Annotated in this window: 16 protein-coding genes and 1 pseudogene; 15 read left to right on the top strand and 2 right to left on the bottom strand. The window is 64.8% G+C overall.

Features of this window, described 5'->3' with window-relative positions:
• From G3N98_RS39895 to G3N98_RS40365, 4 genes and pseudogenes are all read left to right on the top strand, one after another.
• On the top strand, positions 1-248 hold a 248-nt coding region (locus G3N98_RS39895; protein ID WP_241026047.1), incomplete at its 5' end, for a hypothetical protein.
• A 156-nt stretch (positions 249-404) separates the two neighbouring features.
• The gene (locus G3N98_RS23400; protein ID WP_089475251.1) at positions 405-989 is read left to right on the top strand and encodes a hypothetical protein; all 585 of its coding nucleotides are present in this window, start codon (positions 405-407) and stop codon (positions 987-989) included.
• A gap of 135 nt (positions 990-1,124) precedes the next feature.
• Positions 1,125-2,522 carry a sigma-54 dependent transcriptional regulator gene (locus G3N98_RS23395; RefSeq protein ID WP_346779103.1) on the top strand — a complete coding sequence of 466 codons (1,398 nt, stop codon included), beginning with the start codon at positions 1,125-1,127 and terminating at the stop codon, positions 2,520-2,522.
• A gap of 133 nt (positions 2,523-2,655) precedes the next feature.
• Positions 2,656-3,159: pseudogene (locus tag G3N98_RS40365) on the top strand (hypothetical protein); the annotation flags it as partial.
• 30 nt (positions 3,160-3,189) lie between these two features.
• On the opposite strand, the gene G3N98_RS23385 reads toward G3N98_RS40365, so the two are convergent.
• Positions 3,190-3,684, bottom strand: a complete 495-nt coding sequence (locus G3N98_RS23385) for a hypothetical protein (protein ID WP_069252109.1) — start codon at positions 3,682-3,684, stop codon at positions 3,190-3,192.
• Between the two features lie 386 nt (positions 3,685-4,070).
• On the opposite strand from G3N98_RS23385, the gene G3N98_RS23380 reads away from it, so the two are divergent.
• Positions 4,071-4,748: a response regulator transcription factor gene (locus G3N98_RS23380; RefSeq protein WP_089433336.1), complete on the top strand. Its 678-nt coding sequence runs from the start codon at positions 4,071-4,073 to the stop codon at positions 4,746-4,748.
• A gap of 25 nt (positions 4,749-4,773) precedes the next feature.
• On the opposite strand, the gene G3N98_RS23375 is transcribed toward G3N98_RS23380, so the two are convergent.
• On the bottom strand, positions 4,774-6,327 hold the full coding sequence (locus G3N98_RS23375; RefSeq protein ID WP_206149351.1) for a methyl-accepting chemotaxis protein: 1,554 nt from the start codon (positions 6,325-6,327) through the stop codon (positions 4,774-4,776).
• A 722-nt stretch (positions 6,328-7,049) separates the two neighbouring features.
• Here G3N98_RS23375 and G3N98_RS23370 point away from each other — a divergent pair.
• The 10 genes from G3N98_RS23370 to G3N98_RS23325 all read left to right on the top strand — a co-directional run bounded on the left by G3N98_RS23370 (position 7,050) and on the right by G3N98_RS23325 (position 21,011).
• Positions 7,050-9,818 (top strand): type VI secretion system Vgr family protein, encoded by a 2,769-nt coding sequence (locus tag G3N98_RS23370; protein ID WP_206149350.1) that lies wholly within the window; start codon positions 7,050-7,052, stop codon positions 9,816-9,818.
• An 18-nt stretch (positions 9,819-9,836) separates the two neighbouring features.
• Positions 9,837-12,152 (top strand): hypothetical protein, encoded by a 2,316-nt coding sequence (locus G3N98_RS23365; RefSeq protein ID WP_206149349.1) that lies wholly within the window; start codon positions 9,837-9,839, stop codon positions 12,150-12,152.
• Positions 12,149-13,630 carry a virulence factor gene (locus G3N98_RS23360; RefSeq protein ID WP_206149348.1) on the top strand — a complete coding sequence of 494 codons (1,482 nt, stop codon included), beginning with the start codon at positions 12,149-12,151 and terminating at the stop codon, positions 13,628-13,630. Before G3N98_RS23365 ends, G3N98_RS23360 begins: the two co-directional genes overlap by 4 nt.
• Before the next feature lie 66 nt (positions 13,631-13,696).
• Positions 13,697-13,954 carry a PAAR domain-containing protein gene (locus G3N98_RS23355; protein ID WP_206149347.1) on the top strand — a complete coding sequence of 86 codons (258 nt, stop codon included), beginning with the start codon at positions 13,697-13,699 and terminating at the stop codon, positions 13,952-13,954.
• A 132-nt stretch (positions 13,955-14,086) separates the two neighbouring features.
• The gene (panE, locus tag G3N98_RS23350) at positions 14,087-15,034 is read left to right on the top strand and encodes a 2-dehydropantoate 2-reductase (protein WP_206149346.1); all 948 of its coding nucleotides are present in this window, start codon (positions 14,087-14,089) and stop codon (positions 15,032-15,034) included.
• Between the two features lie 233 nt (positions 15,035-15,267).
• On the top strand, positions 15,268-16,227 hold the full coding sequence (locus tag G3N98_RS23345) for an AraC family transcriptional regulator (protein ID WP_206149345.1): 960 nt from the start codon (positions 15,268-15,270) through the stop codon (positions 16,225-16,227).
• Between the two features lie 121 nt (positions 16,228-16,348).
• Positions 16,349-17,293, top strand: coding sequence for a substrate-binding domain-containing protein (locus G3N98_RS23340; protein WP_206149344.1), 945 nt, complete (start codon positions 16,349-16,351; stop codon positions 17,291-17,293).
• Positions 17,294-17,355: 62 nt separating this feature from the next.
• Complete coding sequence (locus tag G3N98_RS23335) at positions 17,356-18,876, top strand: sugar ABC transporter ATP-binding protein (protein ID WP_206149343.1); 1,521 nt, start codon at positions 17,356-17,358, stop codon at positions 18,874-18,876.
• A complete protein-coding gene (locus G3N98_RS23330; RefSeq protein WP_206149342.1) occupies positions 18,863-19,876 on the top strand; it encodes an ABC transporter permease in 1,014 nt (337 codons plus the stop codon). Before G3N98_RS23335 ends, G3N98_RS23330 begins: the two co-directional genes overlap by 14 nt.
• 46 nt (positions 19,877-19,922) lie before the next feature.
• Entirely contained in the window at positions 19,923-21,011 is a 1,089-nt protein-coding gene (locus G3N98_RS23325) for an alcohol dehydrogenase catalytic domain-containing protein (protein ID WP_206149341.1), read from the top strand.
• Positions 21,012-21,023 lie beyond the last annotated feature (12 nt).

The following is a 21,023-nucleotide window of genomic DNA, read 5'->3' as shown; positions in this document are numbered from 1 at the left end:
ATCTCGCCCGCGCCTTCGAGGATCGCGTCGTGCAGGTTCGTGCCGAGATGCAGGTGCCGCTCGATGTTCTCGATCGTCACCGTCGCATCATCCACCAGGATCCCGACCGCGAGCGCGAGCCCGCCGACATGCCCGCGTTGTCCGATCCGGCGCAAGCATTGCCGCCGGCTTCGGTCGACCAGCAGGCGGCCCCGGCTGCACCGGTCGTGCCGGCTCCGGCGGTCATCTCGACGAGCACGTCGTCGTAAGCACGCGGGTCGGTTTCCCGTGTGACCGGAACACCGGCCACACGGGAGACGTTCGACCCCGATGCCCGACGGTCGTTGCCTGTTTGACGGGTGTTGATCCCATCCCCGAGGTCAACACCTCTTTTTGCCTGACGAGGATGCAAGGAGGCCTCAATCATGAGGATCTTTTTGGTCGCTCTGTTGTTGTACAGCGCACAAGCCGCGGCGCAGTCGGTATTTCAGAACCCGGCGGTCTTCGTGATCCTGGGCGAGCAGACCGCCGCGAACGCCGTGAGCGTTCAGCAGGCGCTGTCGACGCTCGGTCGCGCCGACAACACGGCATGCGCGCCGATGATGATGATCGGCGATCCGCAGATGATCTACATGATGCCGGAGGAAGGTCACGCCCCGTCGTGGCAATCGCCGGTGTACGGCCGTGGCGCGCCGTTCGAAGCGCAGAAGGGGCCGACATCGACCGGCAAGACGGTCGGCGCGATGCAGCACGCCGAGGACATGCAGACGCAGCCATGGAGCGACGGCAGCGCGATCACGCAGAAGATCGCCGGCGAGTCGAGCGTGACGGCGGCGGAGCGGGTGAGCGGGTGGCAGCGCAACGGGCTCGGCTCGATCGAGACGGCCCCTGCGACGGAAGTCACGGTAAACGGCAAGACCTACCGCGCCTATCGTGACGACCTCAACCGTTCCGCGAAGCCGGTCGTCGAGCCGCAGATCTACACGCAGCGCGTCGTGTTCTGCCGATAACGAAACGTCAATCCGAGGACGGCCCGGCGCCGCGCCGCGGGACCACGATGTCCCGCCCCGCGCGATCCGGCGACGGCCGTTTCGACCACCCATCCAAGCGACGAGGCCATCGTGAACTATTGCTGCCAGATCAGGGTGTCGGGCCCGCAGGATCTCGAACGCGAGGCGGGACCGGCGCCGTTCGTTGCCGTCCGGCGCAACCATGTCGTACCGCCGCGGCCACTCGTCTACCTGTCGCAGCAGCACGATGCCGCGCTCGTCGACTGCCTCGCGTCACGCGGCTGGGACGTGTGGCGCGCGAAAACCGTTGCGGACGCACTGAATCTCGTCAGGGTGAACCGGCCGCATGCGGGCATCGTCGATTTCGGCAGCTTCGCGTCGCCCGACGTCAAGTCGTTCGAAACGCTGCTGCGCGATCCGCGCGTCGGCTGGGTCGCGCTCGCCGACCATGAGCGCCTGCGGGATCTCACCATCGCGCGCCTGATTCGCCACTGCTGCTTCGACTACGTGCGCAATGCGAACGCCTATACGACGATCGGCTATCTGGTCGGCCATGCATACGGGATGCTGAAGCTCGCGGACGGCAGCCCGGACGCCGATGCGGCGCCCCCCGGCGGCACGATGATCGGCTCGTGCGACGCCATGCGCCGGCTGTTCACGACGATCCGCAAGGTCGCGAACACGGACGCCACCGTCTTCGTCGCCGGCGAATCTGGCACCGGCAAGGAGCTGACGGCGGCGGCGATCCACCAGCAGTCGTTGCGCGCCGACGCGCCCTTCGTCGCCGTGAACTGCGCGGCCATTCCGCCGGCGCTGCTGCAGGCCGAGCTGTTCGGCCACGAGCGCGGCGCGTTCACGGGCGCGCACCAGCGCAAGATCGGCCGGATCGAGGCTGCGCACGGCGGTACGCTGTTTCTCGACGAAATCGGCGACATGCCGTTCGAGAGCCAGGCGAGCCTGCTGCGCTTCCTGCAGGAAGGCACGATCGAGCGGCTCGGCGGGCACGCGTCGATTCCGGTGGACGTGCGGATCGTGTCGGCGACCCACGTCGATCTCGAGGCCGCGATGCAGGCGGGGCGGTTCCGTGCCGACCTGTACTACCGTCTGTGCGTGCTGCGCATCGACGAGCCGCCGCTGCGCGTGCGCGGCCGCGACATCATGCTGCTCGCCGACCACGTGCTGCGGCGCTATCGCGGCGACAGTTCGCTCCGGATTCGCGGCTTCATGCCGTGCGCGATCGAAGCGATCCACAGCTACCCATGGCCCGGCAACGTGCGCGAGTTGATCAACCGCATCCGGTTCGCGGTCGTGATGACGAACGGCCCGATGATCTCGGCCGCGGATCTCGAACTGCACCCGTACACGTCGCGGCGGCCGCCGACGCTCGCGGAAGCGCGCCGGCAGGCCGAGCGGCACGCGATCGAGGAAACGCTGATGCGCCACCGCCACCAGCATGCGGACGTGGCGGCCGAGCTGGGCATCTCGCGCGCGACGCTGTACCGGCTGATGACCTCGCACGGGCTGCACGGCTGACGCGCTGCGGCAAACCGTCGCTCAAGACCGCGCGATGTCGGCCGTTAAGACAGGAAACGGCCCGTCCGGACCGCCGGTGCAGCCCTGCTGCGCGCGTCCGGCACGCGGCGCATCACGCTTATCCGAGGTTACCGTGGCAGAGTGCAGTCACTGCGGCAGGACGTTCCTGGTCGGCGGGCGGTCGATCGACGGCCGCCGCTATTGCCGTCCGGCGTGCGCGCAAGCGCATCCGATCGTCGTCGAGGCGGAACGGGTGCCCGACGCGAAAGTCTGGGAGTACGTGCACGACTGGCGTTACGGGCCGTGCCCGATCTGCGGGCGCGACGACCAGCCGGTGGATGTCCATGCGTCGCATCGCGTCGTGTCGCTGCTGTTCGTCACGCGCTGGGCGACGCGGCGCCATGTGTGCTGCCGGCGTTGCGGCCGCAGGAAGCAGGCGGTCGCGCTGCTGGCTTCGGCCGCGTTCGGCTGGTGGGGGGTGCCGTGGGGCCTCGTGCTGACGCCGATCCAGCTCGTGCGCAACGCGCTCGGGCTGGCCGCGCGCGACCCGGCGGTCGCGACGCAGCAGTTCGAACAGCTCGTGCGGCGCAAGCTGGCGGCGCGCCGGCTGCGGCGCGCACGGCAGGGCGCCGGCGCCTTGGCGCGCGGCCCGGCGCGCCGCGCGCGATCAGGCGGCCGGCCGCTCGAAGCCCGATGCGACCCAGCGCTCGGCGCTGGCCTTGTTGAGCTTGAACCCGGCCGACACTTTCGCTTCGGCCAGCAGCTCGCCATACGGATCGAATGCCTTGAGCTGCGCGTACGGCTCGAATTCGTCCGGCACGATGTCGAGCGTCACCGACACATCCTGGTCGTCCTCGCCCTGAACCGTCACCTCCTTGTGCAGCATCGCGCGCCGCTGCTGCTCGTGCCGCATCAGCACCTCGGTCGCGGTCTTCACGAGCGTGCGGAACGCGTTCGCGTCCATCGGCTTCGGGTTCTTCTTGTCGCGGCCCATGGTCCACGGCCCGACGAGCGCGGGCTCGGACTCGCCGTCCTTGATCATCTCGACGGCCCAGCCGTCGTCGTCTTCGTTCTTGATGATGCGGGCCGTCCAGCCGTTGTCGCGCCAGAGGCCGTCTTCGTGGATGGAGGTGTCGTCGGGTTGCAGGTCGGATTCGGTCATGGGGAAAGCGAGGTACGGGCAGCCGGCAAACGGGCGGTGGCGCGCGGCCGGCATCGGCGCGTCGCGCGCCTCCGGTGGCCCGGCGCGGGATGCAAAGGCGTCGATTTTACCTGCTGGCCGGTCGCTTGGCCCGCATCGGCCGCCACGCTGGCCATTCGACCGATGTCCGCGGCGACCCGCCGCCCGGTATCGGGCATTCGAACCGGCGCAAATATCAAACTCGTATTACGTCCCCGGCGGCCGATCCCGATGCCGTCCGATATCCCGCCTGCGCGCGGCTTCATAGAATCGACGTTCAGGCTAAAAATAGCCTGAATGTCCTTTCAACGCCAAACCGGCCGTGCGCGTCCCGTGTCGCGCGGCCGATGAACCAACTGGAACTGCGCATGAGGAAATTCAATGTTCGCGTCGTTTTCGCGTACGACTGGCCGTTGACGCTGGCCGGCATCGAGCAGGTCGCGGGCAGCGGCTGTGCGATCGAGATCGTCGCGGTGTACCGGAGCGTGGCCGAACTGGTCGCGTCGCTCGGCGGCGTCGATTGCGATCTCGTGCTGGTCGACTATGCGATCCGGGCAGACGAGCAGATGGACGGCCTTGCGCTGTTCGACTGGCTGCGGCGCACGCGTCCGAACGTCGGGATCGTCGCGCTGGTCGCGAACGAGAATCCGCTGATCTTCGGGTCGATCCTCGCGATCGGCGGCGTGAGCATCGTCAGCAAGTTCGACGAGGTCGGCCATATCGTCACGGCCATTCATTCGAGCTACAGCGGCGGGCGTTACCTGTCGCCGCTCGTCAGGCGCGCGGTCGACGCATTCGGCGAGCGCGGCGAGGCGCCCGTGAAGCTGTCGGCGCGCGAGATCGAGGTCATTCGCCTGTATCTGTCAGGGGTGCCGATCAAGACGATCGCGCAGCGTCTGAGCAAGGGCAAGCAGACGGTCAGCGCGCAGAAGATCAGTGCGATGAAGAAGCTCGGCGTGAGCAACGACGTCGAGCTGATCCAGCGGGCGGCGGGGTTGGGGCTCGGCACGGGCCTGACCGCGTCACGGCCCGGTCGCGCCGCGTGAGCACGCGTGCGCCGGGCAGCCGCCGTCAGGCCGGCAACGCGAACCGCGTCACCGCATCCCGCAACGCCTCGGCCTGATCGCGCAGCGAATGCGCGGCGGCCGCGGCTTGTTCAACGAGCGCCGCGTTCTGCTGCGTCACCTGGTCCATCTCGCCCACCGCGCGATTGACCTGCTCGATCCCGGCGCTCTGTTCGCGCGACGCATGGCTGATCTCGTCGAGGATCTCGTTCACGCGCCGCACCGACTGCACGATCTCGGCCATCGTCTCGCCCGCGTGCGTGACGAGCGCAGCACCTTGCTCGACGGTCTCGTTCGACGACACGATCAGCGACTTGATCTCCTTCGCCGCCGTCGCCGAGCGTTGCGCGAGCGAGCGCACCTCGGCCGCGACCACCGCGAAGCCGCGGCCCTGTTCGCCGGCACGCGCAGCCTCGACCGCCGCGTTCAGCGCGAGGATGTTGGTCTGGAACGCGATCCCGTCGATCACGCCGATGATGTCGCCGATCTTGTGCGAGCGGTCGGTGATCTCGTTCATCGTGCGCACGACGTCGTCGACCACCGCGCTGCCGCGCGTTGCCACCTGCGCGGCCTGGCCGGCGAGCGATGCGGCCTGCGCGGCGCTGTCCGCGTTCTGCTTCACGTTCGCGGTCATCTGGTCCATGCTCGACGCGGTCTGTACGAGCGCGGCTGCCTGTTCCTCGGTGCGCTGCGACAGGTCCGTGTTGCCGGACGCGATCTCGCTCGCGCCGACGTTGATGTTCTCGGTGCCCATCCGCACGCGCGACACCATGTCGATCAACCCGCCCTGCATCGTGTGCAGCGCATGCAGCAGGCTGCCGCGATCGTCCTGCTTCACGGTCACGCGCGCGGTCAGGTCGCCCTGCGCGATGCGCTGCGCGGCGTCGAGCGCCACTTCCAGTTCGCCGCCGAGGTTCGCGCGCACGCTTTTCAGCACCAGCACCATCACGGCGGTCGCGATCCCGCCGAGCACGGCCGTCATCGCGAGCCAGCGGCCGACGCTTTCGAGCACCGCCGAGCGGACGTCGTTCATGTACATGCCGGTCACGAGATACCAGTCCCACGGCGCGAAGCGCTGCACCGCGCTGGTTTTGTCCTGCGGCTTGTCGGCGCCCGGCTTCGGCCACAGATATTCGACGAAGCCCTTGCCGCCTTCCAGGTTGCCGGCCTTCACGATCTCGACGAACAGGTGCTTGCCGTTCGGATCGGTGAAATTCGACACGTCCTTGCCGTTGAGCTCGGACTTGATCGGATGCATCACGATCACCGGCTTCGAGTCGTTGATCGAGATGTAGCCGTCGGCGCCGTAGCGCATCGCGGCGATCGCCTCGAGCGCCTTCTGCTTCGCTTCGGCTTCCGGCAGCGCGTTCTGCTGCGACAGCTTGTAGAAATGGTCGGTCACGCTCGCGGCCTGCGCGACCAGCGACGCGAGCTGGTCGCGGCGGTCCGTGATCATCGATGCGCGCGTCTGCCATGCGCCGAGCCCGGCGATCACGAGCAGGCCGAGCCAGAGGATGACGATCATCGAGGCGAGTTTCTGATTCAGGGAAAGGTTGCGCATGGTGTGTGGTCGGTCGATCGTGGAAGCTCGCCATAACGGCGTGACGGGATAAATGTCTTGACGGCGCCCGGCGGGCGTTACCGTAGACGGGAAATCCCTTAGAAGGTGCCGCGAAATTAACGGTCGCGGTGTTGGTCCTTTTCAGCAAGTCACGCGGCAAGGGTCTGGAAGGGGCCGGATGTCAACGGGAATGGATAAATGACAGGAGCAGCAATGAAAGTGGAGATGAGCCCACGGCGAAGCGTTGAAAGGCCTAAAAGAGTCGCGCGCTAAGTTTGGGGATGAGCGGATTCGAGCGACTGGCGACGGGATAGTGCATGCCGATGAACAAATGGATGCTTACGTAGGAACGGCGGTAGATGCGGTCTGCAGTTGATCGAAGGCATGTTCGAAACCGACGTCATCGATCGCGCCGGCGCCGAACGGATCAAATCGATGCTGGATCGCCATCTTGAGAAGGCTCGCAGGGGTGAACTATGACGACGATCGATCACCCAGCGCGGTGTGCGCGCGCAGCTTCGGTGGGCCACGTCATCGGCGCGACGCCGCGCTTGCCACGGCTGACGACTTAATCGAGTAAATGCATATCTCAAAATATGCCGCTGCCGAATGATTCTGTAACTTTGGTATGCTAGCGACCAAATTCCGAGTTTCGCGGCGTGGTCCCCGTGACCGCCCGCTTAAAAGACCAAGTCACGAATAAGAACGATGAGAGCGCGGGTATGTCGATAGCTGAAACCCTTCGAAGTTTTTCGTCCGGTCTGGTTGACTGGAACCAGCGGCCCGTCGCCCTCAATTTTGGGCAAGCGCAAAGCGCGGTCGGTCATCTACTGGCGCTTCATCACGCGGATATCCACGAAGGATTGCTGACCGGTATCGACGGCTATCTGAACTGCGTTTCGACACACGACAACCTGTCTCCCAAGCTGCTTCTCGGTCTGCCAGTGTCGGTGCGCCTCACGACCGACCGGGGCGGCTTGCAGACGATCAACGCGATCGTTCGCGATGTGCAGGTGGGCCAATCGGACGGCGAATTGACCGTCTATCGATTAAACGTTTGCGACGCTTTGTCGCTGATGGACCGCCGCACGAACTCTCGCATATTCCGTTCGCGTAACGTTATCGACATTCTCACGACGCTGATGAACGAATGGCGGCAACGGAGTGCGGCGCTGGCCCGGGCGTTCGAATTCGACCTGTCCAGTCTGCGTCGTGAACGCTACCCGGCGCGCGAACTGACGCGGCAGGTCAACGAATCGGATGCACGATTTGTTCGCCGGCTACTGCGTCGCGAAGGGATCACGGTGTTTGCGAAGGCAGGCCCGGCTGGCGGTGCGCGCAGCATCACCGACGAGCGACCGATTCACACACTCGTCTTTTGCGATGACCCGATGCGGCTTGCCGAAGCACCGGCCGGTGCTGTGCGCCTGCATCCGCGCGATGCAGGGACCGAACAACGCGACACGGTAACGCTCTTTGCGCACTATCAGAGCCTTTCGGCCGGTAAGGCGAGCCGGCCATCGTGGGACTACAAGAAGGCCCGCATGGACGATTCCGCCGTCGCTACCGGTATCGATCAGGGCGAGTCCGGCAACGACCTTGCGCGACTGCTGACCGATGTTGCGATCGACATTCCACACGTTGGCGATTCATGGGACGATCATGAACGCATCACGCGCGACCGGATGCTGGCGCATCAGTTCGCAGCGGAGCGGTGCGACGGTATCAGCAGCGTCCGCGATATCCCGGTCGGTTCATGGTTCACGTTGACTGGCGATCCCGAACTCGACATGAAGCCTGCCGATCAGCGACAGTTCGTCGTTACGTCAGTGCGTCACGATATCTGGAACAACCTTCCGAAAGACCTAACTGGCCGCGTGATCGCGCTATTCGCAGCGAGCCGAAACATTGCGCAGACCGTGCTACCCGCGCCGGCCGACGTGTCGGGGCAGGAAGACGCGCGCTACGAAAACAGTTTCACGTGCGTCCGGCGCGGCGTGCCGCTCAAACCTTCCTACGATCCGAAGATCGATTTGCCGCCCGTACACCTGCTGACCGGAACGATTGTCGGCACGGAGGGAGAGGAAGTGTTTTGCGACGCAGACGGCCGCGTGCGCGTGCTGATTCACGGCCTTGATCCGGCGGACCATACGCACGCGCAAGGCGTCGGAACGAATGGACTGGCGGGCGACAGCGCGCCGATTCGTGTCGGGGCGAGTTTGGCGGGCGGCAACTTCGGCGCGCTTTTTCTGCCCCGCGTCGGAATGGAAGTTTTATTGGGCTGTCTTTCAGGCGACCCGGACCGTTTGGTCATCATCGCGGTTTTGAGTAACGGCGCGAACCCGCCTGCGACGTTCACCCATACCGGCGCGCTGCCGGGCAACCGGTACGTGTCCGGGATCAAGACGAAGGAGATAAAGGGGCGACGTTATAACCAACTACGTCTTGACGATACCCCCTCGCAAATTTCCGCACAGCTAGCGAGCGAACATGCGCATACGCAATTGAACTTGGGGTATCTCACGCAGCCCCGGAAGGACGGACACGGGACCGACCGGGGCGAGGGTGCGGAACTGCGCACCGACGCTGCCGCCGCGCTGCGCGCCGCACAAGGCATTCTGTTGACGACCTACGCACGCTCACAGGCGAGCGGGGGGCAGCTCGACCGCGACGAACTCGTTGGCCTGCTTGGCCAGTGCACGGAGCTCTTCAAATCGCTTGGCGACTATGCCGGCCAGCACGGTGGGCAAGCCGCCGATACGGCCGGGCAAGCGACCATTGCCGATGCGTTCAAGGAATGGAAGCCCGGAGGAACGGGATCGGGTGCGGCCGGCGATGGGGCCGCGCTGATGGCGTTCGGCGCGCAGGCCGGATCGCTCAACGTCACGCCGAAAACGCACGTGACCTATGCCGGCGTGAACATCGATCAAGTGGCGCGGCAACACGTGCAAGTCACCAGCGGCGAGCGTATTAACCTGCACGGAGGACGTGGCGTCGCGATGTTCGCACATAGCGAAGGCGTGTCGGCCATCGCAAATCAAGGCAAGGTCACGATTCAATCGCAGAACGACGATACGCAAGTCGATTCGGCGAAGAACATCCAACTCACTGCGGCCGGCGGCAAGCTCGCGGGCATGGCGAGCGATCAGGTGATGTTCGTCACGTCGGGGGGCGCATATCTCAAGCTGCACGGCAGCGATATTGAACTCGGTTGCCCCGGCACCTTCACGGTGAAATCGGCCGGCCATTCGTGGGATGGGCCCGCCAGCATGTCCGCAGACATGCCGAAATTCGATCATGCGGCGCTCGGCCGCGTGCCGAAGCTCGTTCGTGCCACGGACGGCAACGCGGCGGCAGGGTTCGACGGACAGGTACAAAAGGCGTCGGGGGCGCTGTCGAATCTGAAGACCGATGCGGCCGGCGAACTGCCGGCGGTGCATGCCGACCAGTTCGAAAAGCTGGCGGTGCAGTTCGTCAAGAAGAACGTATAAGCAAGGGCCGGAGTTTTGATGACCAATTCTTTTCTCGATCCTCGACCGGTAGCCGACGCGCGCACCGACGAACCGACCACAAAATCCGATGCGGCGGGCGCAACTGCATCGCGCGGAGAACCGCCGCCCATTGTTGTGGGTCGTGCCGAAGGGCCGACCTTGTTCGACAAGGGCAACCGGCTTATCTGCATCAAGCAAATGCCGCTGCCCGGCATCGTCATCTTCGTGCACGGCGTGAACTCCGAAGGCGAATGGTTCGAGGCGGCGGAGGAAGGACTGTGCAAGGGCCTCAATCGTCGGCTCGGCCGTCTTGATGATCAATTGAAGTACCAAGGCATTGATGCCGGCCAATTGACGCCCGCGAAGTACACAGAAAGCCTGACGCCGGACGGATTTCTGAATCCAAAGTTGCTTGCGGACAACTACATCAAGCCCGATCCGTCGTTCTCGAACGTGATTCACTTCCGGTGGGGTTATCGGGCGACCGTCGAAGAATTGAAGGAATACGGAGACAAGATTTTCCTGAACGAACAGGACTATTGGGGCGGCGGTCCGTTCACGAATGGATGTTCGAGTCTCCCCGATCTTTGGCATGGCGGACTTGATGATCGTGCATTCGGTTGGACAAGCGTGCAGGCCATCAACCCGACCAATCGGCCCCTGTATCGCGCGCCGCCCCGCGCGTATGGCGCCCTTGCCGCCTTGCGCCTTGCCAAGCTGATCGAGTCGATCCGCCGCATGCAGGCCACCGTACCGATTACCGTCGTATGTCACAGTCAAGGCAACATTGTGGGCCTCACGGCGGCGTTCTTCGGCGATGCACTGCCCGACGTTGAAGACCCGTGGGGACACAAGGGGCGATGCGTGGCGGATGCCTACGTGTTGGCAAACGCACCATACAGCTTTGCGAAGGGGGACGGCCCGTATAAATCTTCCACGGGAATGGATACGTGGTCGCAACGTGAGACGAAAGACCCGCACGGGAATCGCGGACGGCAGACCTACGCAGCGCGCATGCAGACGTTTGGCAAGTTTCTGTCGATCATCGGCACGCGCAAAGCCTACGAACTTCCTGCCGACAAGATCGATGAAGACATGGGGAACAGTCGGGTATCGCCGACGAGCAACAAGTCGTATGCAGCACAGGAAGACCGTGTGCGTCACGGCCTGAATGAATCGACATATGGCCGCGTCACGGCGTACTGTTGTCCGCATGATCAGGTGATTTCGGCGGTGACGGTTCAAGGGATTGGCTGGCGCGGTATCAGCAAGCTTGAAATCAACGATATCGGTGTTCCCGGCGTACTGACACAGCGTGTCTTCGCATCGGGTTTCGATGTCGGCGTGCAGAAAGACTATCGATATTGGGAAGACGACTGGCGGCATGTACAGAAAGGGACGACTCCGGGATTCTGGTATCCGCCGTCGCCGCCGGCAAAATTCGGTCTGGTTGGTGCGCTCAAAGGAAACGAGTCGGTCTGGGGGGTGATGGGGACATTAATTACCGCGCCCCTCATGTACGCGGGAACTGCTGCGACTGCTGCACTGAAGATGTTCCGCGTGAATGAAGACCCGCCGAAGGGCTGGACCGTGACTGCGGATGCCCCCGCGCTGGATCAACCGTTCTCGCCGAAGGCGAAGCGGTTCGGCAAGCCGATCGCGCCGACAGAAGATGGACCAGCCAAAAGCGACTTCAACGAAGGCAACGATCCGCCGTCCGCATGGCGCGACGCGAGCAAGGCCGATGCGGAAAAGCGGGCCGACGACCCCTACGACGTTTACAAGTCGAAGAACAAGGACGGTGACGCCCAAGGTACGGCTGAGAGTGAAACCGGACAACGCTATGAGGATCGCGCGCTGATGCGTTTGGAAGCACGACGTACGATGAACTCCGATTGGGTTGATAAGGATGGTCACGTGATCGGTGAGGATGGGAAAAGCGACGTGCCCGAAGGCTATACGGATTGGCGCAACAAGCAGATCACGGACGGGATGGACCGTGGCCAGACCAATAACCCGACAAACCATTCAACAACGATGACCAATGCGGATCATGCCGAATATGCGCTTGCGTATGATGTGGCGGTTGGCCTGTGCTATCTGACGGAAAAGCAAATCAAGGCGCTGCGCATTGAAGCAGATTGGCGGATGGGGGATGGTATTCCGGAAAGCAATCCAAACAGAAAATATGCCAAGTATTTTAGATCTGGCATTCTCGATGACCTCCCGATGCATAAATGGGTCCACAAAGAGAACGGCGAAGGCAACATGCCCGGCACGATTGCTGACGAGCGCGAAGGTCAGGCTCATTTGAAGGTCGGAGGCGTAGTATGAAGGCGCTGATCGCTACATGGCCTCGACGTGTCGCTGTCGCTGCTTTGGTATGGATGGTCGCGGCCCTACTCATGGCGACGCTGATGGCGCACGCGGAGCAACCGGACCCGGGACACTTGGAAATAGGAGATTGGATGAAACGATTCGTAGTCGCGCCTGGCATGCTGGCGCTTGTGGTGTTTTTGTTCACCACGGCCATGATGCGGCCGGCACAGGCCGCCCCCGCCCAGACACCCACCGGCAAGGCAGCGCCAGTAGCGGAAGAACCGGCGAAGCCGTTTGTCGCGCAGGTCGTCGGACTGATTTGGTTGAATCCGCTCGAACGCAAGGACTATCCGACCGAATGGCAATTGTTGTGGACGCAAGGACTCGCCGCACCGAACAAGAACGATGACATGGTTCGCACCGATCCGAAATCGTTCTCGACGCTCAAATCAATCGGGGCATTGGTGTACGGCAACGAAGGTGAAGAAACATTCAAGGGCTTCTATCATAAATACATGGAAGCCTTTTTGGATTTGCTGCGTAACCGCTACGCGATGAATCCGTCGTACTTCTATACAGTGCAGCCCGACAATCCAAAGAGTTGGCGTGAACTTGCTGGAATTCGTGTTGAATTGGCAATTCCAAAGCGGCTCGACGTCACCGAGTCTAGAGAATTCTTGACCAAAGAGATCCGGGAAACTTTCTTGATCGGAAACCCGAATTTCCCGAAAGTATGGAGCCGCGACACGCCCCCTGATGTGCAGGTCACGCAAGGCGGTGCGAACGCCGGCTTTACGTCGCTGAACAAGGCGTTGAACTACTTGCAGGCGAACCCGGACAAGAGCGTGTGGGTCATGAATTGGGATGCGCCGAGTTTTCCGCCCACGGACGCGCAGATTAACGAGAACCTTGTTGTACTGTTCCTCGCCGGCCCGACCTTCAACACGGAGCGTGAACCGCTCGCATGGATCGGCAAGGCGGCGACGGGCGACACGAAGGACTTCTCGCCGAAGGTTGGCACAACGCGCACTGTGCAGGCGTGGAAGGCGACTATAGACCACGCGGCACGCAATGCCGGCGTCGCGGTTACTGACCTGAAATACATCGTCCACGATGCAGGTAAAGGCAGTGATGCGGCCTCGAACCGTCTTGTCGGCCTGTCGCAAACGCTCACCGAAGTTCTGCCGGAATACGACCACTCAAAGCAGACGTTCAACACGGCGGCGCTGCTCGGCGACATGGGGGCCGGTAGCGCATTGACCGACGTTGCACTGGCGATCGGCCGGATCAATCACTTTGGCGGTAACGCACTGGTTGCGGGCACCACCGATGCGGAGCATCCGGTCGCGGTTGTCGTCCTGCCGCCGTCAAAGTTGACGACGATCGATCCGAACAAGGATTGGTTCCGCGCGCGTGGCGGAAACAATGCTTACCTGCCGTGGTGGGGTCGCCGACACGATACCGATTACGGTCAGCAGGGATATTCGTGGTGATGTAGTCGGCGCGGCGGCACGTGCACATGTGCGCGCTGCCGCGCCGAGTCATTCAGGGATGGAGATATGCGGGGAATTGTCCGGGTAGACGATGCACATACGCACGGTGGCCGGGTGGAGACCGGAGCCGGTACGAGCAAGGTAATGGGCCGCGCGGTCGCTCGCATCGGCGACACGTGTTCCTGTCCGATTCACGGCGCTTGCGTGATCGTCGAAGGTGACGTGGAATTCAAGGTTGAAGGCCAGGCCGCCGCGTTCGACGGCCACAAGACCTCATGCGGTGCCGAATTGATTTCATCCCTTCCGACTTCCGGACGTGTTTGAATGCGGAAGACCCGTTCATGACCGCCGAGCAGTTCCGCGGATCAAGCCGTTGAACCAGTGAGCGTTGCATGAGATATGCGTCCGGCGCCTGGGCAGCGGCGCGGCACCGAATGAAACCGAAAGGAGGCAACGATGCGAATTCTGGTGGTAGGGGCCGGCGCGGTCGGCGGGTATTTCGGCGGCCGGCTGGCCGCGGCGGGGCGCGACGTGACGTTCCTGGTGCGCGACGGCCGCGCGGCCGCGCTGGCGCGCGACGGGCTGCTGATCCGCAGCCCGCGCGGCGATCTGACGCTCGCGAACGTGCAGACCGTGCGCGCGGGCGATGCAGGTGCCGGCGTCGCGCCGTTCGACCTCGTGCTGCTGAGCTGCAAGGCGTACAGCCTCGACGATGCAATTCAGTCGTTCGCGCCGTTCGTCGGCCCGCAGACGCTGATCCTGCCGATGCTCAACGGGATGCGTCATCTCGACGTGCTGCGCGACCGGTTCGGCGCCGCGCAGGTGCTCGGCGGGCTGTGCGTGATCGCGGCGACGCTCGATCGCGAGCAGCGCATCGTGCACCTCAACGACACGCACGGGGTCACCTTCGGCGAACTCGCGGGCGGTGAATCGCCGCGCGTGCGCTCGGTGGCCGACGTGCTCGGCGGCGCGGGGTTCGATGCGACGCTCAGCGACAACGTGGTCGCGCGGATGTGGGAAAAATGGGTGTTCCTCGCGACGCTCGCCGCGAGCACGTCGCTGTTCCGCGGCTCGGTGGGCGACATTCTCGCCGCGCCGGACGGCCGCCGCCTGCTCGAGACGATGCTCGGCGAATGCAGCGCGATTGCCGAGCACAACGGCCACCGGCCCGAGCCGGCCGCCATCGAGCGGATGCAGCGGATGGTGCTGACGCCGTCGCCGCTGACCGCGTCGATGCTGCGCGACGTCGAGAACCACGCGCGTGTCGAAGCCGATCACGTGATCGGCGACCTGCTTGCGCGCCGCGACCCGCAGGCGGCCGATACGCTGTCGCTGCTGCGGATCGCGTACAACCACCTGAAGGCATACGAAGTGCGGACGGCGCGCGAGCACGCGGCCGCGTAAGCACCGGAGCGGGCGGCCGTCCGGCCGTTCCGCGCTGCACAAATTTGTCGTCCGGCGCCCTGTGCGGCCGGAATGCGCAAAAAAGTATCGGAAATCAGGCGTAAAGTTGGTGGAGCCGCGCGCTCGATCGACCTACATTGCTTCCCATGCGACCGGTCGCGTCGCCGTGTGAAATACGCGGCGCACGCGCGCAACGAACCGGCCAGCGAGACATGGGAATGGAGACGCCAACCATGATGCACCCCGATCTGGAAGTGGTCGACGTGCGACGCGACGAGTCGTTCAAGGTCTGGTCGCACGGCTATCCGTATCGCACGATCCGCTGGCACTTCCATCCCGAATTCGAACTGCACCTGATCGTCGCGACGCGCGGCAAGTATTTCGTCGGCGACCACATCGGCTCGTTCGGCCCCGGCCATCTCGTGCTGCTCGGCCCGAACCTGCCGCACAACTGGGTCAGCGACATGGCCGAAGGCGAAACCGTCGAGCGCCGCAATCTCGTGATCCAGTTCGACCCGGCGTTCGTGCGCCGTTGCATGGACGCGTTTCCCGAATGCCGCGACGCGCAGGCGCTGCTCGACGATGCGCGGCGCGGCGTCGGTTTCGACGCGGCGACCAGCGCCGCGATCGCGCCGCTGTTCGACGAACTGCTGGCCGCGCGCGGCATGCGCCGCATCGCGCTGTTCATGACGATCCTCGAGCGGCTTTGCGGGGCGGCCGAACGCACGCTACTCGCGAGCCCCGCGTACGACCAGGCCGACGTCACGCCCACGCGGCTCAGCCATGCGCTGTCGTACATCGGCAAGAATCTCGCGTCCGAGCTGCGCGAATCCGATCTTGCGCAACTGACCGGGCAGAGCGTCAGTGCGTTCTCACGCGCGTTCCACCGCCAGACGGGCATGCCGTTCGTCCAGTACGTGAATCGTCTGCGGATCGAGTCCGCATGCCAGATGCTGCTTGCCGACGACGCGAACATCACCGATATCTGCTTCCAGGCCGGCTTCAACAACGTGTCGAACTTCAACCGCCAGTTCCGCGCGGTGAAGGGGATGGCGCCGTCCGAATTCCGCGCACTGCAGCGCCTGAACGCGCGCAGCCGCGAGCTCGCGCTGCATGCGGCGCCCACCGGCAATCCGCTGCCGCCGCGTGTCGTCACGCCCGGCATCCCGGAGCGCGCACCGCAGCCCGGATGATCGCGGGGCCGCGGCCCGCCTGAACTTTCCACACCGTTTCACCCAGCGCAATCGCGTCGCCCACGTCGCGAGGGGCGCGTTCACCCACGAAAAAGCTGCACACATAACCGGAGACACCGTCATGACGCATGCATCGCCCGCTTCATCCCCCCGTCGCGCCGCCCGTATGGCGGTGATTGCCGCGCTCGCCGTCGCGGCCTGGCTGCCCGCTGCCGCCGTGCACGCCGCACCGCTGCGCATCGGCATGACGTTCCAGGAGCTGAACAACCCGTATTTCGTGACGATGCAGAAGGCGCTGAACGACGCGGCCGCGTCGATCGGCGCGCAGGTCGTCGTCACCGACGCGCATCACGACGTCAGCAAGCAGGTGAGCGACGTCGAGGACATGCTGCAGAAGAAGATCGACATCCTGCTCGTGAACCCGACCGATTCGACCGGCATCCAGTCGGCGATCACGCAGGCGAAGAAGGCCGGCGCGGTGGTGGTGGCCGTCGACGCGAACGCGAACGGCCCGGTCGATTCGTTCGTCGGCTCGAAGAACTACGACGCGGGCGTGATGTCGTGCGACTACCTCGCGAAGGCGATCGGCGGCAGCGGCGAAGTGGCGATCCTCGACGGCATTCCGGTCGTGCCGATTCTCGAACGCGTGCGCGGTTGCAAGGCCGGGCTCGCGAAATACCCGAACGTGAAGCTGGTCGACACGCAGAACGGCAAGCAGGAGCGCGCGACTGCGCTGTCGGTCACGGAAAACATGATCTCCGCGCATCCGAACCTGAAGGGCATCTTCAGCGTGAACGACGGCGGCGCGATGGGCTCGCTCGCCGCGATCGAGAGCTCGGGCAAGGACATCAAGCTGACGAGCGTCGACGGTGCGCCCGAGGCGATCGCCGCGATCCAGAAGCCGAATTCGAAGTTCATCGAGACGACCGCGCAGTTCCCGGCCGACCAGGTGCGCATCGCGCTCGGCATCGCGATCGCGCGGAAGTGGGGCGCGACGGTGCCGAAGGCGATTCCCGTCGACGTGAAGGTGGTCGATCGCGGCAACGCGAAGGGCTTCAGCTGGTGAACGACGTGCGATGCGACGCGAGGGGCGGCGGCACGGCCGGCGCTCTTCGCACGGAGAAGCCGATGGACACGATACTCAGGCTCAGCCACATCACGAAAAGCTTTCCGGGCGTGAAGGCGCTGTCCGACATTGATCTGGAGATTGCGCGCGGCGAGATCCACGCGCTGCTCGGCGAGAACGGCGCGGGCAAGTCGACGCTGATGAAGATCCTGTGCGGCATTCACCAGCCGGATGCCGGCACGATCGAGATCGACGGCACCGCCCGCCATTTCGCGGACTATCACGATGCGGTCGCGGCGGGCGTCGGCATCGTGTTCCAGGAATTCAGCCTGATTCCGCACCTCGACGCCGTCGACAACCTGTTCCTCGGCCGCGAGCTGCGCAGCCGCTGGGGCGCGCGCGACCGCAAGCGGATGCGTCACGCGGCGGCCGCGATCTTCGCGCGGCTCGGCGTGGCGATCGATCTCGATGCGCCGATCCGTGCGCTGTCGGTCGCGCAGCAGCAGTTCGTCGAGATCGGCAAGGCGCTGTCGCTCGACGCGCGCATCCTGATCCTCGACGAACCGACTGCCACGCTCACGCCGGCCGAGGCCGAGCACCTGTTCGCGATCATGCGCGAGCTGAAGCGGCAGGGCGTCGCGATGATCTTCATCTCGCATCACCTCGACGAGATCTTCGCGGTGTGCGACCGCATCACGGTGCTGCGCGACGGCCAGTACGTGGCGACGACCGACGTCGCGCGCACGGACGTCGAGCAACTGGTACGGATGATGGTCGGCCGCCGGATCGAAAGCAGCTTTCCGCCGAAACCGGCGCGCGCGACCGATGCGCCGCGGGTGCTGGAGGTCAACGAACTGCAGATCGAGCGCGGCGGCCCGGTGAACCGCTTCACGCTGCATGCCGGCGAGATCCTCGGCTTCGCCGGGCTGGTCGGCTCGGGCCGCACGGAAACCGCGCTCGCGGTGATCGGCGCGACGCGTGCGTACCGCAAGGACGTGCGCGTGCGCGGCACGGCGGCGAAGCTCGCCGATCCGGCCGACGCGCTGCGCGCGGGCATCGGCATCCTGCCGGAGAGCCGCAAGACGGAAGGGCTCGTCACGTCGTTCTCGATCCGCGACAACATCTCGCTGAACAACCTCGGCAAGTACCGGTCGATGCGCTGGCTGATCGATCGTCGCGGCGAGGCGCGCACCACGCACGACGTGATGCGGCGCGTCGGCGTGAAGGCGCCGTCGATCCACACCGAGGTCGCGACGCTGTCCGGCGGCAACCAGCAGAAGGTCGTGATCGCGCGCTGGCTGAACCATCACACGTCGGTGCTGATCTTCGACGAGCCGACGCGCGGCATCGACGTCGGCGCGAAAGCCGAAATCTACGGGCTGATGCGCGAACTCACCGCGCGCGGCTACGCCATCATCATGATCTCGTCCGAGTTGCCGGAAATCGTCGGCATGTGCGATCGCGTCGCCGTGTTCCGGCAGGGCCGCATCGAGGCGACGCTCGACGGCGACGAGATCGATCCCGATACGGTCATGACCTATGCCACGGCCGGCACGCGAGGAGCGACCCATGAACCTGCCTGATTCTTCTTCCACGCCTTCCACGACGCTCGCGGCCACCGCAGGAAACGGCGACGCCCCGCCGCCACGCGCGAGGTGGGCGCAGCTGCGGCGCTCGACGCTGTTCTATCCGCTCGTCGGCCTGATCGTCGTGTGCATCGCGATGATGATCGCGAGCCCGAGCTTCCTGTCCGCCGCGAACCTGGAAAACGTGCTGCGCCAGGTGTCGATCAACGCGATCATCGCGGTCGGCATGACCTGCGTGATCCTGACCGGCGGGATCGACCTGTCGGTCGGCTCGGTGATGGCGCTGTCGGGCACGCTCGCGGCCGGGCTGATGGTCGCGGGCGTGAACGCGGTCGCCGCGCTCGCGATCGGCATCGCGGTCGGCCTCGGGTTCGGCTTCCTGAACGGCGTGTTCGTCGCGTTCGCGGGGATGCCGCCGATCATCGTCACGCTCGCGACGATGGGTATCGCGCGCGGCCTGGCATTGATCTATACGGGCGGCTATCCGATCGACGGCTTGCCCGACTGGGTCGCGTTCTTCGGCAGCGGCAAGGTGTTCGGCATCCAGGCGCCCGTGCTGATCATGCTGGTGATCTATGCGATCGCGTGGCTGCTTCTCGACCGGATGCCGTTCGGCCGCTATGTGTATGCGATCGGCGGCAACGAGCAGGCGACGCGGCTCACCGGCGTGCGGGTCGCGCGCGTGAAGCTGATCGTCTACACGCTGGCCGGCCTCACGTCGGCGCTCGCCGCGATCGTGCTGACCGGGCGCCTGATGAGCGGTCAGCCGAACGCCGGCGTGGGCTTCGAGCTCGACGCGATCGCGGCCGTCGTGATGGGCGGCACGTCGATCTCCGGCGGGCGCGGCGCGATCCTCGGCACGCTGGTCGGCGCGCTGCTGCTCGGCGTGCTCAACAACGGGCTGAACATGATCGGCGTGAACCCGTATGTGCAGAACGTGATCAAGGGCGGAATCATCCTGCTCGCGATCTACATCAGCCGCGAACGGTCGCGGTAACGACCGATTCATCAGTCATCCAGATCATCCACGAAAGAGACAACTCATGACGACACCCGAAGCCCTGCCGCGGATGACCGCGGTCGTCTGCCACGGCCCCGAGGACTATCGCGTCGAACAGGTCGCGAAGCCGCGCCCCGGCGCGAACGAACTCGTGATCCGCATCGCCGCATGCGGAATCTGCGCGAGCGACTGCAAGTGCTACACGGGCGCGAAGATGTTCTGGGGCGGCCCGAGCCCGTGGGTGAAGGCGCCCGTGATTCCCGGCCACGAATTCTTCGGCCACGTCGAAGCGCTCGGCGACGGCGCGGCCGAACATTTCGGCGTGGCGGTGGGCGACCGCGTGATCGCCGAGCAGATCGTGCCGTGCGGCAAGTGCCGCTATTGCAAGTCGGGCCAGTACTGGATGTGCGAAGTGCACAACATTTTCGGCTTCCAGCGCGAGGTGGCCGACGGCGGGATGGCCGAGTACATGCGCATTCCGCCGACCGCGATCGTCCACAAGATTCCGCTCGGTGTATCGCTCGAGGACGCGGCGATCATCGAGCCGCTGTCGTGCGCGATCCATACGGTGAATCGTGGCGACGTCCAGCTCGACGACGTCGTCGTGATCGCGGGCGCGGGCCCGCTCGGGCTGATGATGACGCAGGTCGCGCACCTGAAGACGCCGAAGAAGCTCGTCGTGATCGACCTGATCGACGAGCGGCTGGAACTCGCGCGCGAGTACGGTGCCGACGTGACGATCAACCCGACGCGCGACGACGCGCGCGAGATCGTCCGGTCGCTCACCGACGGCTACGGCTGCGACGTCTACATCGAGACGACCGGCGCGCCGGTCGGCGTGAGTCAGGGGCTAGACCTGATCCGCAAGCTGGGCCGCTTCGTCGAATTCAGCGTGTTCGGCGAGGATGCGACCGTCGACTGGTCGATCATCGGCGATCGCAAGGAGCTCGACGTACGCGGCGCGCACCTGGGGCCATACTGCTATCCGATCGCGATCGACCTGCTTGCGCGCGGGCTCGTCACGTCGAAAGGCATCGTCACGCACGATTTCGCGCTCGAGGACTGGGACGACGCGATCCGCGTCGCGAAATCGCCCGAATCGATCAAGGTGCTGCTGAAACCGGCCCGCTGACGGCCGGCGTGC

Origin of the sequence: Burkholderia sp. Tr-20390 (genome assembly GCF_017104595.1) — a bacterium.
GTDB lineage: Bacteria > Pseudomonadota > Gammaproteobacteria > Burkholderiales > Burkholderiaceae > Burkholderia.
The sequence above is the reverse complement of the archived record's forward strand: the minus strand, read 5'-3'. Positions and strand labels throughout refer to the sequence as shown.

Coding starts and splice junctions, on each gene's coding strand:
- G3N98_RS23400 (WP_089475251.1), top strand. CDS start 405: ATGAGGATCTTTTTGGTCGCTCTGTTGTTGTACAGCGCACAAGCCGCG.
- G3N98_RS23385 (WP_069252109.1), bottom strand. CDS start 3,684: ATGACCGAATCCGACCTGCAACCCGACGACACCTCCATCCACGAAGAC.
- G3N98_RS23380 (WP_089433336.1), top strand. CDS start 4,071: ATGAGGAAATTCAATGTTCGCGTCGTTTTCGCGTACGACTGGCCGTTG.
- G3N98_RS23375 (WP_206149351.1), bottom strand. CDS start 6,327: ATGCGCAACCTTTCCCTGAATCAGAAACTCGCCTCGATGATCGTCATC.
- G3N98_RS23370 (WP_206149350.1), top strand. CDS start 7,050: ATGTCGATAGCTGAAACCCTTCGAAGTTTTTCGTCCGGTCTGGTTGAC.
- G3N98_RS23365 (WP_206149349.1), top strand. CDS start 9,837: ATGACCAATTCTTTTCTCGATCCTCGACCGGTAGCCGACGCGCGCACC.
- G3N98_RS23360 (WP_206149348.1), top strand. CDS start 12,149: ATGAAGGCGCTGATCGCTACATGGCCTCGACGTGTCGCTGTCGCTGCT.
- G3N98_RS23355 (WP_206149347.1), top strand. CDS start 13,697: ATGCGGGGAATTGTCCGGGTAGACGATGCACATACGCACGGTGGCCGG.
- panE (WP_206149346.1), top strand. CDS start 14,087: ATGCGAATTCTGGTGGTAGGGGCCGGCGCGGTCGGCGGGTATTTCGGC.
- G3N98_RS23345 (WP_206149345.1), top strand. CDS start 15,268: ATGATGCACCCCGATCTGGAAGTGGTCGACGTGCGACGCGACGAGTCG.
- G3N98_RS23340 (WP_206149344.1), top strand. CDS start 16,349: ATGACGCATGCATCGCCCGCTTCATCCCCCCGTCGCGCCGCCCGTATG.
- G3N98_RS23335 (WP_206149343.1), top strand. CDS start 17,356: ATGGACACGATACTCAGGCTCAGCCACATCACGAAAAGCTTTCCGGGC.
- G3N98_RS23330 (WP_206149342.1), top strand. CDS start 18,863: ATGAACCTGCCTGATTCTTCTTCCACGCCTTCCACGACGCTCGCGGCC.
- G3N98_RS23325 (WP_206149341.1), top strand. CDS start 19,923: ATGACGACACCCGAAGCCCTGCCGCGGATGACCGCGGTCGTCTGCCAC.